Here is a 14673-nt window from a genome sequence, read left to right as displayed (position 1 = left end):
GGCGATGAACCGGTTCCGCCGCGACTTTCTGGCCGCCTACATCTCGGCCAGCTCGGATCCGGACAGCTACGGCAGGATCACCGTGCTGACCATCCCCGGTCAGGTCAACGGCCCCAAGCTGGCGTTCAACGCCATCTCCACCGACACCGCGGTGTCCCAGGACCTCGGCGTCATCGGCCGCGACAACCAGAACCGGATCCGGTGGGGCAACCTGCTGACCCTGCCGGTGGGCCAGGGCGGGCTGCTCTACGTCGCCCCCGCGCCGGCGCCGAAGATGCCGTCCAGAGCCTGGCTGACGGTGGGGCCGTACCCCACCTTGTCGTTGTACATCATCGCCACCCGGATCAGCCGCGGGTACGACGAAGCAGCATCCGAGGCCCCGGGGCTGGCGTACACCGGGGCGACGTAGAGCAGCCCGCCCTGGCCCACCGGCAGGGTCAGCAGGTTGCCCCACCGGATGCGGTTCTGGTTGTCGCGGCCGATCACGCCGAGGTCCTGGGACACCGCGGTGTCGGTGGAGATCGCGTTGAACGCCAGCTTGGGCCCGTTGACCTGACCAGGGATGGTCAGCACGGTGATCCTGCCGTAGCTGTCCGGATCCGAGCTGGCCGAGATGTAGGCGGCCAGAAAGTCGCGGCGGAACCGGTTCATCGCCGACGTCAGCTGGAACGAGCTCGAATTGTCGTTCTTGGCAAGGTCTTTGGCCACGATGTAGTACGGCGGCTGGAAGCTGGACGCCGTCGGGTTGGGGTCCAGCGGCACGTCCCAGAAGTCCGAGGTGGAGAAGAACGTCACCGGGTCGTCGACGTGGTATTTGGCCAGCAGCATGCGCTGCACCTTGAACAGGTCCTCGGGGTAGCGCAGGTGCGCGGCCAGCTCGGGGGTGATGTCGGACTTGGGCTTGATCGTGCCCGGGAAGGCCTCCATCCACGCCTGTAGCACCGGGTCCTGCTCGTCCTGGGCATACAGCGCCACGGTGCCGTCGTAGGCGTCGACGGTGGCCTTCACCGAGTTGCGGATGTAGGACACCTTCTTGTCCGGCAGCAGCCGGTTGACGGCCACCTCGGTGGAATCCGCGGTGGCCGAGGACAGACTGGTCAGCTCGGAGTACGGGTAGTTGTCCAGCGTGGTGTAGCCGTCGATGATCCACACCATCCGCTTGTTGACGATCGCCGGGTACACCGTGGAGTCGGTGGTCAGCCACGGCGCGACGGCCTTGACCCGCTCGGCGGGGTCGCGGTTGAACAGGATCTTGGAGTTGCTGCCGATCACGTTGGAGAACAGGAAGTTGCGTTCGGCGAACTTCGCGCCGAACACCAGCCGGGCCAGCCAGTTGCCCACCGGCACCCCGCCCACCCCGGTGTAGGTGTAGTTCTTGGTCTCGGTGTTGGTCTCGTAGTCGTACTCGCGGTCGTTGCCGTTCTTGCCGACGATCGCGTAGTCGTCGGCGCCCGAGGAGATCACCGGGCCGAAGTACACCCGCGGCTGATCCAGCGGCGCCGGCCCGGGTGAGACCACGCTGCCGTTGGCGCCGACCACACTCGCCAGGAACTCCGGGTAGCCGCCGTTCTGGTTGGGGTCGTTGGCGATTCCGCGCACCGTGTTCGCCGGGGAGGCGATGAAGCCGTTGCCGTGGGTGTAGACGGTGTGCCGGTTGATCCAGTCGCGCTGGTTGTCGATCAGCCGGGCCGGGTTGAGTTCGCGGGCGGCCACCACATAGTCGCGCAGGGAGCCGTCGGGTTCGGCGTAGCGGTCGATGGAGAGCTGGTCGGGGAAGAAGTAGAAGTTCTTGCCCTGCTGGAACTGGGTGAACGCCGGGCTGATGATGGTCGGGTCCAGCAGCCGGATGTTGGAGGTGGTGGCCCGGTCGGCGGCCACCTGCGCGGCGTTGGTGGGGGCGTTGCCGTTGTAGTCGCGGTAGGTGACGGTGTCGTTGGTCAGGCCGTAGGCCTGCCGGGTGGCGGTGATGCTGCGCAGGATGTATTCGCTTTCCTTCTGCGCCGCATTGGGTTTGACGCTGAACTGCTCGACGATCATCGGCCAGCCCGCCCCGATCACCACCGAGCTCAGCAGCAGCAGCACCAGGCCGATCGCCGGGATGCGCAGGTCGCGCAGCACCAGCGCGGAGAACACCGCCGCCGCGCAGATCACCGCGATGGCCATCAGGATCAGCTTGGCCGGCAGCACGGCGTTGATGTCGGTGTAGCCCGCGCCGGTGAACGGCTTGGCCACCCGGGTGTGGCTGAGCAGCTCGTAGCGGTCCAGCCAGTAGGCCACCGCCTTGAGCAGCACCAGCACCCCGATCAGGGAGATCAGCTGGATGCGCGCGGCGCGGCTGATCGCCCCGCTGCCCGCGGCCAGCCGGATGCCGCCGAAGATGTAGTGGCCCACCAGGTTGGCCAGGAACGCCAGGAACAGCGCGACCATCAGGAAGCTCAGCAGCAGCCGGTAGAACGGCAGGTCGAAGGCGTAGAAGCCGAGGTCCCGGCCGAACTGCGGGTCGGTGATGCCGAAGCTGCGCCCGTGCAGGAACAGCTGCACCCTGGGCCAGTAGCTCTGCGCGACGATCCCGGCCAGCCCGCCGACCACCATCGGCACCCCGAGGCTGAACAGCTTCATCCGGGTCATCACGGCCATCCGGTAGCGGGCCACCGGGTCGTTGGGCCCGGTGGTCGGCACGAACACCGGCCGGGTGCGGTAGGCCAGCGCCTGCCCGGCGGCCACGATGGCCCCGACCAGCACGGCGGCGACGAGGAACACGATCACCCGGGTGAACAGCACGGTGGTGAACACCGAGCGGTAGCCCAGCTCGCCGAACCACAGCCAGTCGACGTAGGTGTCGACGAAGCGCGGGCCGATCAGCAGCACCGCCACCAGCGCGACGGCGATCCCGGCCACGATGCGGCTGCGCCGGTTGAGCACGGGCAGGCCGCGGGCGGGCGGACGGACGGTCACTGCCGCGCTCCGGGATTCACGGTTCCAACCATACCGATCAGCACGGCGGGCGCTTGTCGCCCGCCTGTCAGCACATCGGGGGCTTGCCGCCCGAGGTCAGCGCGCGCAGCGCGTCGATGGTCTGGGTCAGCGTCTCGGCCTTGACCAGAGCCATCCGCGAGTCGCGCATCGAGCGGGCCTCGTCGCAGTTGTCGGCGGGCACCAGGAACACCTCGGCCCCGGCGTCCTGGGCGCTGGCCATCTTGTGGGTGATCCCGCCGATCGGGCCGACGGTGCCGTCGGCGGCGATGCTGCCGGTGCCGGCGATGAACTTCGCGCCGTTGAGGTCCCCGGTGGTGAGTTTGTCCACCACGGCCAGGCTGAACATCAGCCCCGCCGACGGGCCGCCGATGTTGGCCAGGTTGAAGTCGACGCTGAACGGCGCCCACGGCGCTTCCTGCACGGCGATGCCCAGGAATCCGTAGTCGCGATCCTCGTTGCGGCCCAGGGTGATCCGCGCGCTGCCGTCGGGGGCGTTGCGCCGGCGGTAGTCCAGGACGATCTCCTGGCCGGGTTTGGTGGCTTTCATGTACTTGGTGAACGCGTCCAGGGTGCCGACCCTGGTGCCGTCGACGGCGGTGATCGCGTCGCCGGACTGCAGCTTGCCCAGCGACGGGCCGGGGTCGTTGACCTTGGCGGCGACGACGGCCTTGGGGTACTTCAGGTAGTTCAGCGCGGCCCACTCGGCGTTGTCCTCGGAGCGGGTGAAGTCCTCGTTCTGGGACTTCTCCACCTCCTCGCGGGTCTTCTCCGGCGGGAACACCAGGTCCCGGGGCACCAGCTGGTCGTTGCCGGACAGCCAGAACGCCAGCGCCTGGCCCAGCGTCATGCCGTCGCGCTGGGAGACCGTCGTCATGTTCAGATGCCCGCTGGTGGGCTTGGTCTCGGTGCCGTCGATGGCCACCACCGGCTTGCCCTCGAAGTCGCCGAGGGTGTCGTAGGTGGGGCCCGGGCCCAGCGCCACGAACGGCACCGTCACCGCGGCCAGCAGCACGCCGAAGATGACGATGGGCACCATCGCCACCATCAGCGTCACGATCCGCCGGTTCACGAACCACAGGGTAGTGGGTACGGTTGGGGGCATGCCCGACGTGCCGTTCGGCTTCTCCCCCGGCGACGACCCCGACCGCGACAAGCCGGATCGGGCCGCCAACCCGGGTTCGGGCGGCGAATTCAGCATGGGCGATCTGGGCAAGCTGTTCAGCCAGCTCGGCGAGATGTTCTCCGGGGCGGGCAGCGCGATGGCCGGCGGTAAGAACGCCGGGCCGGTGAACTACGACCTGGCCCGCAAGCTGGCGTCGAGTTCGATCGGGTTCAGCGCGCCGGTGCCGGAGTCCACCGCCTCGGCGGTGGCCGACGCGGTGCACCTGGCCGACACCTGGCTCGACGGCGCCACCGCCCTGCCGGCCGGGGCCACCCGGGCGGCGGCCTGGACCCCGCAGGACTGGGTGGACAACACCCTGCCCACCTGGCAGCGGCTGTGCGACCCGATGGCAGAACAGGTTTCGGCGGTCTGGACCTCCACGCTGGGCCAGGACGGCCCCAAGGAGCTCGCGGCGATGGCCGGGCCGCTGATCGCGATGCTGGGCCAGATGGGGTCGATGGCGTTCGGCTCGCAGCTGGGCCAGGCGCTGGGCCGGCTGTCGCGGGAGGTGCTGACCTCCACCGACATCGGCCTGCCGCTGGGCCCGGCCGGGGTGGCCGCGCTGATGCCGGAGGCCATCGAGGAGCTCTCCGCGGGTCTGGAGCAGCCGCGCAGCGAGATCCTGACGTTCCTGGCCGCCCGCGAGGCCGCCCACCACCGGCTGTTCGGCCACGTGCCGTGGCTGGCCGGCCAGCTGATGGGCGCGGTGGAGGCCTACGCCAAGGGCATGAAGGTCGACATGAGCGGTATCGAGGAGCTCGCCTCCGGGTTCGACCCGGCCTCGATGGGCGACCCGTCGAAGATGGAAGAGCTTCTCTCCCAAGGGGTTTTCGAACCCAAGGCCACCCCCGAGCAGACCGCCGCGCTGGACCGGCTGGAGACGCTGCTGGCGCTGGTCGAGGGCTGGGTGTCCACGGTGGTCAGCGCCGCGCTCGGTGAGCGCATCCCCGGCACCGAGGCGCTGAGCGAGATGCTGCGCCGGCGCCGTGCCACCGGCGGGCCGGCCGAGCAGACCTTCGCCACCCTGCTCGGCCTGGAGCTGCGGCCGCGCAAGATGCGCGAGGCCGCGGTGCTCTGGCAGCGGCTGACCGACGCGGTCGGCATCGACGGCCGCGACGCGGTGTGGCAGCACCCCGACCTGATGCCGTCGTCGTCGGACCTCGACGAGCCGGCGGCGTTCATCGACCGGGTGATCGGCGGGGACGTCGGCAGCATCGACATCGACGCCGCCATCGCCGAGTTCGAGCGGGACCTCGCCGGCAGGGAGCCCGACGCCCCCGAGGCTCCCGGCGACGCTGTGGATAGCTGAGGCGGCGCGCACCGCGGCGGTGTCACAGTCAGCCGGTGCGATACGCGCTCGACCCGGCGATGCCGGTGCTGCTGCGTCCCGACGGGACGGTTCAGGTCGGCTGGGATCCCCGCCGCGCGGTGCTGGCCCGTCCCCCGGCCGGACTGTCCTGCGGCGGGCTGGCCGAGGTGCTGCGCGCGATGTCGGTGCCGGCCACCCGGGCCGAGTTGGCGGTCGTGGCGGCCCGGCACGGGCTGGCCGACGCCGGCGGGCTCGACGCGCTGGTGGGCCAGCTGGTGGCCGCCGGGGTGGTGCGGGCCTGCGGGGGTGCGCGCGGCGGGCGGACGCTGTCGATCCGGGTGCACGGCGGCGGCCCGCTGTCGGAGTTGCTCACCGAGGGGCTGCGCTGTTCGGGGGCGCGGGTGAGCCGCTCGAGTCACCCCAACGCCACCGGCGCGCCCGCCGGGGTGGACCTGGTGGTGCTGGCCGACACCCTGGCCGCCGACCCGCGGCTGGTGCGGGATCTGCAGCTCTACCGGGTGCCGCACCTGCCGGTGCGGCTGCGCGACGGTTCCGGGGTGGTGGGGCCGCTGGTGATCCCCGGGCTGACCAGCTGCCTGGTGTGCGCCGATCTGCACCGCACCGACCGCGACCCGGCCTGGCCGGCGCTGGCCGCCCAGCTGCGCGGCGTGGTCGGGGTGGCCGACCGGCCGGCGGTGCTGGCCACCGCGGCGCTGGCGCTGAGCCAGCTGCAGCAGGTCATCGCCGCGGTGCGCGCGGCCCACGCTCTGGGGGCCCCCGCACCCGCCACCATGAACGCCACCGTCGAGGTCGACGTCGCCACCCGGCGCATCGTCACCCGCCGCTGGGTCCGTCATCCGCTGTGCGGGTGCTGGCGTCCCCCGCCCGCCCCCGCCGAGCCTGCGCCGGACCACTAACACTCTTGCCCACCACCGAGCACCGGATCATCTGGCGCGTCGTCGCGCTGCGCGAGCAAGCCGGGTCCGTGTCGCTCATAGGTGGGCACAAGTATTAGAGGTACCCCCAGAGGCGTCAGCGCTACCGCCCGCCGCGCGATTCGCCCGCCCCGCCGCGTTGACCAACCCGGCTCGTCGGGGATGATGGTGGGCGTGGCAGCTGACGACATCAAGCGCGGAGGCGCGCGCCGCAACGCCAAGCTCGCCAGCATCCCGGTGAGCATGGCCGGGCGCGCCGCGCTCGGACTGGGCAAGCGGCTGACCGGCAAGTCCAAGGACGAGGTCAACGCCGAGCTGATGGAGAAGGCCGCCAACCAGCTGTTCAGCGTGCTCGGCGAGCTCAAGGGCGGGGCGATGAAGGTCGGCCAGGCGCTGTCGGTGCTCGAGGCCGCCATCCCCGAGGAGTTCGGCGAGCCCTACCGCGAGGCGCTGACCAAGCTGCAGAAGGACGCCCCGCCGATGCCGGCGGCCAAGGTGCACAAGGTGCTCGACGCGCAGCTGGGCACCAAGTGGCGGGGCCGGTTCAGCTCCTTCGACGACGAGCCGGTGGCCTCGGCCAGCATCGGGCAGGTGCACAAGGGGGTCTGGGCCGACGGCCGCGAGGTGGCCGTCAAGATCCAGTACCCCGGCGCCGACGAGGCGCTGCGCGCCGACCTCAAGACCATGCGCCGGCTGACCTCGATGCTCAAGCAGCTCGCCCCCGGCGCGGACGTGCAGGCGGTGGTCGACGAACTCGTCGAGCGCACTGAGATGGAGCTGAACTACCGGCTCGAGGCCGACAACCAGCGCGCCTTCGCCAAGGCCTACGAGGGCCACCCGCACTTCGCCATCCCGCACGTCGTCGGCAGCTCGCCGAAGGTCGTCGTCAGCGAGTGGATCGAGGGCAAGCCGATGGCCGACATCATCCGCGCGGGCACCCGCCGCGAGCGCGACCTCTGCGGCACAAGGCTTTTCGAGCTGACCTTCTACGCGCCGGCGCGGGTCGGGCTGATGCACGGCGACGCCCACCCCGGCAACTTCATGCTGCGCGACGACGACAAGCTGGTGGTCATCGACTTCGGCGCGGTCGCCCCGCTGCCCGACGGCCTGCCCGAGGAGATGGGCATCATGATCCGGCTGGCCCAGCAGCGCAAGTACGACGAACTGCTGCCGACGATGGAGAAGGTCGGCTTCGTCCGCAAGGGCGAGCAGCTGCCGGTCGAGGCCATCGACGAGATGCTGGCCCAGTACGTCGAACCCGTCGAGGTGCCGGTGTTCCACTACACCCGCAAGTGGCTGCAGAAGCACGCCCAGTCGAACATGGAGAACGCGCCCCAGCAGCTGAAGATGGCCCGTCAGATGGACCTGCCCGCCGAGCTGGCCATCCCGCTGCGGGTGATCGCCTCCAACGTGGCGATCTCCTGCCAGCTGGACTGCCGCGTCCCGGTGCGCGAGATGGCCGAGCGGCTCATCCCCGGCTACGCCGAGCCCGCGGCCTAGGACCCTCCCGGCACCGACCCTGGCTCAGGCGGCCTTGCGCGGACGCCCGCGGGGCCGCTTGCGGGCCAGCACGCTGCCCCGCTCCAGGATCTCCCCGCCCCACACGCCCCACGGCTCGGCGCGCTCCAGCGCCGCGGTCAGGCACTGGCGGCGGATCGGGCAGCCGCCGCACAGCGCCTTGGCGCGCTCGAGGCGGTCCGGCTCCTCGGCGAACCACAGGTCGGGATCACCGTCCCGGCACGGAATGGACATCGGTCTCTCTCTTTCGGCTGGTGTTTCGGACAAACAAAAAGGCCACGGACTTCGGTTCGTCCGTGGCCTGGGTTCGTCGGGGTAGCGCTAGGCGTCGCCCCAGTCCACGGACTGGCGAGCGGCGGCGTGGTGCGCGGCGGCGAAGAACATGGCCGTCAGGTTAGCGGGGGCGCCCGCCCGGGCACAACCTAATTTCCGACGCGGTCGACGATCGCGTCGAAGGCACCGAGGATGAACGCGTCGGCGTCCGGGTCGGAGGACACCGGCTGGGAGGACTGCTTGACGATCGCCACCCCGCGTCGGCGGTCGACGTAGACCCACTGCCCGTGGATGCCGATCGCGCTGATCGCCTCCCGGCCGGGGGTGTGCCGGACCCACCACTGCGCGCGGTAGCTCCAGTCGCGGGCGTAGGCCCCGGTGGCCTCGGGCCCGGCGGCGAACGCCTCCCGGCTGCCGCCGGCCTCCAGGGTGTCGATGATCGCCGGCGCCACGATCCGCCGCCCGCCGGCCGTCCCGTCGTTGAGCAGCATCATGGCGAACCGGGTCAGGTCGTGCGGCGTCGCGTTGAGCCCGCCGCCTGCCACCAGGGTGCCGCACCGGTCCAGCAGCACGTAGGTCTCGCCGTCGGTGCCCAGCGGCGACCACAGCACCTGCGACATCTGGTCCTGGAAGGACCTTCCGGTGGCGCGGTTGGTCAGCCAGTTGACGACGTCGGTCTTGGGGGTCTGGTAGTGGAACACCGCGCCGTGCTCGTGGGCCGGGTCCCTGCCCAGGGTGGCCAGGAAGTCGTAGAGACCCTCCGCCGGCGGGGCGCCGGGGATCTCCAGCAGGCCCAGCGCCATGCCGTAGCGGGCGATGCCCGAACTCGGGTCGGCGTAGTCCTCGTTGAAGTCCATCGAGTTGGTCATGTCCATGACCTGCCGCGCGGTGGCGTCGGCGAACGCCGACGCGCCGGCCAGCTCCGGGATCATCGCGGCCACCCGGGCGTTCTCGTCGAGCTCGCCGGCCGCGGCGGCCATCAGCGCGAACAGCCCGGCGAAGGACTTGGTGACCGACATCATCTGGTGCGGCTGACGCGGGTGCATGCCGTTGGAGTAGAACTCGTAGACCAGCCGCTCGGGCGTGGCCACCAGCAGCGAGTCGGTGTAGGTCTCGCGCAGGAACGTCGCGAAGTCGGCCCGGCTGCCGTCGGCGCGGGCGACCTCCAGTTCGGTGATGCCCGAGTCGATCTCGGTGTGCAGCGGCAGAACGTCTGCACCGTTGGACACCGCCGCCGACGGGAAGACGGTGCGCATGTGCTGGTAGGCCCAGCGGTTGTAGGGCGGCGCCATCAAGGCGTTGGTCCGGTCCACCCGCTTGCCCGGCGGCGGCGGGAAACCCCGCATCAGGCCGAGCTCCTCGGCCGTCGCGTAGGGGTTGTCGCTCACTGTTGAATCGTAGGCTCCGGGGCGTCCTCGTCGTGCAGAAGTTCCCGCACGCTCCCCCGGGTGCCGTACGGGCGCAGCATCCGGCTGGCCGGCCGGGGCCGGACCTTCATCGGCCACCAGAACCAGCGGCCCAGCAGCGCCGCCAGCGCGGGGGTCATGAACGAGCGCACCACCAGTGTGTCGAACAGCAGCCCCAGGCCGATGGTGGTGCCGATCTGGCCGAGCACCCGCAGGTTGGAGAACGCGAACGAGCCCATGGTGGCCGCGAACACCAGGCCGGCGGCGGTCACCACCGAACCGGTGGAGGCCATCGCCCGGATGATGCCGGTGTTCAGCCCGGCGCCGATCTCCTCCTTGAACCGGGATATCAGCAGCAGGTTGTAGTCCGAGCCGACCGCCAGCAGCAGGATCACCGCCAGCGCCAGCACGATCCAGTACAGCTCGATGCCCAGCAGCTTCTCCCACACCAGCACCGAGAGCCCGAAGGAGGCGCCCAGCGACAGCGCGACGGTGCCCACGATCACCAGCGCGGCCACCAGCGAGCGGGTGACGAACATCATGATCAGCAGGATCAGGCTCAGCGCGGCGATGCCGGCGATCAGCAGGTCGTACTTGGCGCCGTACTGGATGTCCTTGAACGTCGAGGCGGTGCCGGCCAGGTAGATGTTCGACCCGGCCAGCGGCGTGCCCTTGATCGCCTGGCGCACCGACTTGTCGATCCCGTCGATGTAGGAGATGCCCTGCGGGGTGGCCGGATCGGCGTCCAGGGTGATGATCATCCGGGCGGCCTTGCCGTCCGGCGAGAGGAACATCGACAGGCCGCGCTTGAACTCGGCGTTGTTGAACACCTCCGGCGGCAGGTAGAACGAGCTGTCGTCCTTGGCCTCGTCGAACGCCTTGCCCATGGCGCCGGCGTTGGCCAGCGCCTCCCTGGACTGCTCGAGCAGCCCGGTCTGGGTCGAATAGTTGTTCTGCACCAACGTCTTCGAGCGTTCCTGGATGGCCAGCTGCTCGGGGATCAGCGCGAGGATCTGCGGCTGCAGCGCGGTCATCTGGTCCAGCGCGACGGAGATCTTGTCGAACTGGTCGTTGAGGTTGTCGATTCCGTCCAGCGCGTCGAACAGCGAGCGGAAGGTGTAGCAGACCGGGATGTTGTAGCAGTGCGGTTCCCAGTAGAAGTAGTTGCGGATCGGCCGCAGGAAGTCGTCGACGTTGGCCAGCTTGTCGCGCAGGTCCTTGATGGCGTCGCCGGTGTTCTTGAACTCCTGGGCCTGGTTGTTGGTGGCGTCGGAGAGCTGCTGCTGCAACGCCTGCTGCCGCTTGAGCAGGTCGATGGAGTTGCTGATCTCCTGGACCTGGGTGAGCAGGTCCTGGGCGCGGGCCTGCTGGAACGGCAGCGCCTCCAGCTGGGTGGCGCTCTGCAGGCTCAGCTGGAACGGGATCGAGGAGTTGCTCAGCGGGGTGCCCAGCGGGCGGGTGATGGACTGCACCATCGCCACGCCGGGGGCGGCGAACACCGCCTTGGCGACCTTCTCCAGCATCAGCATGCCGGCCGGGTCGCGCAGGTCGCGGTCGGACTCGATCATCAGCAGCTCGGGGTTGAGCCGGGCGGTGGAGAAGTGCCGTTCGGCCGCGGCGTAGCCGACGTTGGACGGGGTGCCGGGCGGCAGATAGGGGCGGATGTCGTAGCTGGTCTTGTACCCCGGCAGGGCGACCAGCCCGATCAGCGCGACGCCGATGGACACCGCCAGCACCGGCCCGGGCCAGCGCACCACCGCCGTGCCGATGCGCCGCCAGCCCTGGGTGCGCAGCGCCCGCTTCGGGTCGAACACCCCCAGGAAGCTGCCCAGCGTCAGGATGGCCGGGGCCAGGGTCAGCGCGGCCAGCAGCGCCACCGAGATGCCGATGGCGGCCGGCACCGCGAGGCTCTTGAAGTACGGCAGCCGGGTGAAGCTCAGGCAGTAGACCGCGCCGATGATGGTCAGGCCCGAGCCGAGCACGACGTGCGAGGTGCCGTGGAAGGCGGTGTAGAAGGCCTGCTCGCGGGACTCCCCGTTGTGCCGGGCCTCCTGGTAGCGGCCGACCAGGAAGATCATGTAGTCCGTGCCCGCGGCGATGGCCAGCAGCGTCAGCAGGTTGGTGGCGTAGACCGACAGCCCGATGAGGTTGTTGTGCGCCAGCACCGCGACCACCCCGCGCGCCGCGGCCACCTCGATGGCGACGGTGACCAGCGTGAGCCAGACGGTGGAGATCCGGCGGTAGACCCACAGCAGCATGACCGCGATCACCGCGAAGGTGATCAGGGTGACCTTCTTGGAGCTCTTGGAGCCGACGTTGAACTGGTCGGAGACCAGCGGGGACAGACCCGTCACGTAGGCCTTGACCCCGGGCGGCGGCGTCGAGCGCTCCACGATGTCGCGCAGCGCGGCGATCGACTCGTTGGCCTTGCCCTCGCCCTGGTTGCCGACCAGGAACACCTGGGTGTAGGCGGCCTTGCCGTCCGGGCTCTGCGAGCCGGCCGCGGTCAGCGGGTCGCCCCAGAAGTCCTGCACGTGCGAGACGTGCTCGGGGTCGGCCTCCATCTCGGCGACCAGGGAGTCGTAGTAGGCGTGCGCCTGCGCCCCCAGCGGCTGCTCGCCCTCGATGACGATCATCGCGGCGTTGTCGGACTCGAACTCGTTGAACACCTTGCCGATGTGCAGCATCGCCTTCAGCGACGGCGCGTCCTTGGCCGAGAGCGCCACGTTGTGCGACTCGGCGACTTTCTCCAGCGGCGGCACGGTGGTGTTGGTGAAGGCCGCCAGTCCCATCCAGGCCAGCAGGATGGGCACGGCGAGCCGGCGGATGATCTTGGCGATCATCCGGACTTGTCCAGGCAGTAGGTGTAGGCGGCGGGGGCGTCGACCCACTTCTCCGCCTTGACCACGCCGTCGATGGTGATGCGGCAGCCCACCGCCCCGCCGTCGCTCTGGGCCATGATGTTGGTGACCACCGCCGGGGCGGTGGTCGAGTCCTCATACGCCCACGGCAGCGGCGCGGAGTCGATCAGCTGGGGCTGGGCGTCGACGTCGGTGTAGCTGATCCGGGCGGTGGACCCGGGGTTGCCGAACACCTCGAGCAGGACGGTCTTGGGGTTGAAGGCGGCGATCTCGCCGGCTCCCCCGCCCGGTGTGGAGGTGTCGACGTGGGTGCCGAAGATGCCCTGCAGCCGGTAGACCGAGAAGCCGGCCGCGCCGATGACGACGGCGGCCACGATCAGCATCCAGGTCTTCGACATCACCCGGCTCGCCAGTCTGCGTTTCACCCGCCCGCCTTTCTCACGCAGAACCGTACCGGGTGGGCTGCGCCCGCCGCCGTTTCTACCGGTCCTGTGCCTCGCCGGTCCGGGCGTCCAGCAGGTCGCGCACGCTGGGCCTGGTGCCGTAGGGGCGCAGCATGGCGCTGGCCGGCCGGGGCCGCACCCGCAGCGGCCACCAGAACCAGCGGCCCAGCAGCGCGGCGATCGACGGCGTCATGAACGAGCGCACCACCAGGGTGTCGAAGATCAGGCCGACGCCGATGGTGGTGCCGATCTGGGCCAGCACCATCAGGTCGCCGAACGCGAAGCCGCACATGGTCAGGGCGAACACCAGGCCCGCCGCGGTGACCACCGAACCGGTGCCGGCCATGGTGCGGATCAGGCCGGTGTTCAGCCCCGCCCCGATCTCCTCCTTGAACCGGGCGATCACCAGCAGGTTGTAGTCCGACCCCACCGCCAGCAGGATGATGACGGCCAGCGCCAGCACGATCCAGTACAGCTGGATGCCCAGCAGGTGCTGCCAGATCAGCACCGACAGCCCGAACGACGCGCCCAGCGACAGCACGACGGTGCCGACGATCACCAGCGCGGCCACCAGGGAGCGGGTGACGACGATCATGATCAGCAGGATCAGGCTGATCGCGGCGATCGCCACGATGATCAGGTCGTAGTTCGCCATGTCGCGGGCGTCCTTGAAACCCGAGGCGGTGCCGCCGATGAAGACCTGCGCCCCGGCCAGCGGGGTGCCCTTGAGCGCCTCCTGCGCGGACTGGCGGATCGGGTCGATGTGCGAGATGCCGCGCGGGGTGGCCGGGTCGCCGTCGTGGGTGATGATCATCCGGGCGGCGCGGCCGTCCGGGGAGAGGAACAGCGTCAGGCCGCGCTTGAACTCGGCGTTGTCGAACACCTCCGGCGGCAGGTAGAAGGTGCTGTCGTCGTTGGACTCGTCGAACGCCTTGCCCATCGCGTCGGAGTTCCTCAGCGCCTCGTCGGCCTGGGCGGACAACCCGGACTGGGTGGAGAAGTTCGACTCGGCCAGCGACTTGTTGGTCTCCTGGCTGGCGATCTGCTCCTGCACCAGCTCCAGCTGCCGGGGGATCAGCGCCAGCAGCTGCGGCTGCAGCGCGTTGAGCTTGTCCAGGCTCTTGGTGACCGCACCGAACTGGTCGGTCAGCTCGTCGACCTGGTCGATCGCCTCGAACAGCGACCGGAACGACTGGCAGGCCGGGATGTCGAAACAGTGCGGCTCCCAATAGAAGTAGTTCTTGATGGGCCGCAGGAAGTCGTCGACGTTGGCCACCTTGTCGCGCAGGTCCTTGATCGTCGCGTAGGTCTCCGCGAAGGCCTTCACCTGCTCGTCGGTGGCCGCGGTGGCCTGCTGCTGGAGGTCGTACTGCTGCTGCTGCAGCCCGTACTGATCGCGCAGCAGGTCGATCGCCCTGGAGATCTCGGCGACCTGGCGGGCCAGGTCGGCGGCGCGGGCCTGCTGGAACGGCAGGTTCTGGATCTGCGCCGAACTCTGCGCGCTCATCGCGAAACCCAGCGAGGAGTGGTCCAGCGGGGTGCCCAGCGGCCGGGTGATGGACTGCACCATGGCCACACCGGGGGTGCGGAACACCGCCTTGGCCACGTTCTCCAGCACCTTCATATTCGCCGGGGTGCGCAGATCCTTGTCGGACTCCAGCATGAGGACTTCCGGGTTGAGCCGGGCCGTGGAGAAGTGCCGCTCGGCGGCGGCGTAGCCCACCTTGGCCGGGGCCCAGTCCGGCTGATACGGGCGGGCGTCGTAGGAGGGCTTGTAGCCGGGCAGGGCC

9 protein-coding genes and 2 pseudogenes are annotated in these 14673 nt (G+C 70.0%); 4 read left to right on the top strand and 7 right to left on the bottom strand.

The genetic code is table 11. The features are described 5' to 3' along the window. Positions 1–4: 4 nt before the first annotated feature. Positions 5–109, top strand: a pseudogene (locus tag ACKOQ4_RS12075) (hypothetical protein); the annotation flags it as partial. A 140-nt stretch (positions 110–249) separates the two neighbouring features. Here the strand turns inward: ACKOQ4_RS12075 and ACKOQ4_RS12070 are convergent. After that, positions 250–2955, bottom strand: a pseudogene (locus ACKOQ4_RS12070) (UPF0182 family membrane protein); the annotation flags it as partial. Positions 2956–3022: 67 nt separating this feature from the next. Next, positions 3023–4045 (bottom strand): YlbL family protein, encoded by a 1023-nt coding sequence (locus tag ACKOQ4_RS12065; protein ID WP_526292092.1) that lies wholly within the window; start codon positions 4043–4045, stop codon positions 3023–3025. Positions 4046–4076: 31 nt separating this feature from the next. Between ACKOQ4_RS12065 and ACKOQ4_RS12060 the strand changes: the two genes are divergently transcribed. The 3 genes from ACKOQ4_RS12060 to ACKOQ4_RS12050 all read left to right on the top strand — a co-directional run bounded on the left by ACKOQ4_RS12060 (position 4077) and on the right by ACKOQ4_RS12050 (position 7882). Further along, the gene (locus ACKOQ4_RS12060; RefSeq protein ID WP_526292090.1) at positions 4077–5447 is read left to right on the top strand and encodes a zinc-dependent metalloprotease; all 1371 of its coding nucleotides are present in this window, start codon (positions 4077–4079) and stop codon (positions 5445–5447) included. 59 nt (positions 5448–5506) lie between these two features. Continuing rightward, positions 5507–6364 (top strand): TOMM precursor leader peptide-binding protein, encoded by an 858-nt coding sequence (locus ACKOQ4_RS12055; RefSeq protein WP_526292098.1) that lies wholly within the window; start codon positions 5507–5509, stop codon positions 6362–6364. 183 nt (positions 6365–6547) lie between these two features. Continuing rightward, entirely contained in the window at positions 6548–7882 is a 1335-nt protein-coding gene (locus tag ACKOQ4_RS12050) for a macrolide-binding ATPase MABP-1 (RefSeq protein ID WP_526292096.1), read from the top strand. Between the two features lie 24 nt (positions 7883–7906). Here the strand turns inward: ACKOQ4_RS12050 and ACKOQ4_RS12045 are convergent, their stop codons facing one another. The 5 genes from ACKOQ4_RS12045 to ACKOQ4_RS12025 all read right to left on the bottom strand — a co-directional run. Next, positions 7907–8134 carry a WhiB family transcriptional regulator gene (locus ACKOQ4_RS12045; RefSeq protein WP_526292088.1) on the bottom strand — a complete coding sequence of 76 codons (228 nt, stop codon included), beginning with the start codon at positions 8132–8134 and terminating at the stop codon, positions 7907–7909. A gap of 188 nt (positions 8135–8322) precedes the next feature. Beyond that, on the bottom strand, positions 8323–9561 hold the full coding sequence (locus tag ACKOQ4_RS12040) for a serine hydrolase domain-containing protein (RefSeq protein ID WP_526292086.1): 1239 nt from the start codon (positions 9559–9561) through the stop codon (positions 8323–8325). Continuing rightward, positions 9558–12422 carry an MMPL/RND family transporter gene (locus ACKOQ4_RS12035; RefSeq protein ID WP_526292084.1) on the bottom strand — a complete coding sequence of 955 codons (2865 nt, stop codon included), beginning with the start codon at positions 12420–12422 and terminating at the stop codon, positions 9558–9560. The genes ACKOQ4_RS12040 and ACKOQ4_RS12035 overlap by 4 nt, the downstream gene beginning before the upstream one ends. Beyond that, positions 12419–12838 (bottom strand): MmpS family transport accessory protein, encoded by a 420-nt coding sequence (locus ACKOQ4_RS12030; RefSeq protein ID WP_526292094.1) that lies wholly within the window; start codon positions 12836–12838, stop codon positions 12419–12421. Before ACKOQ4_RS12030 ends, ACKOQ4_RS12035 begins: the two co-directional genes overlap by 4 nt. An 82-nt stretch (positions 12839–12920) precedes the next feature. Beyond that, on the bottom strand, positions 12921–14673 hold a 1753-nt coding region (locus ACKOQ4_RS12025), incomplete at its 5' end, for an MMPL family transporter (RefSeq protein ID WP_526292082.1).

Origin of the sequence: Mycobacterium sp., from assembly GCF_046095365.1 — a bacterium.
Lineage (GTDB): Bacteria > Actinomycetota > Actinomycetes > Mycobacteriales > Mycobacteriaceae > Mycobacterium.
The sequence above is the reverse complement of the archived record's forward strand: the minus strand, read 5'-3'. Positions and strand labels throughout refer to the sequence as shown.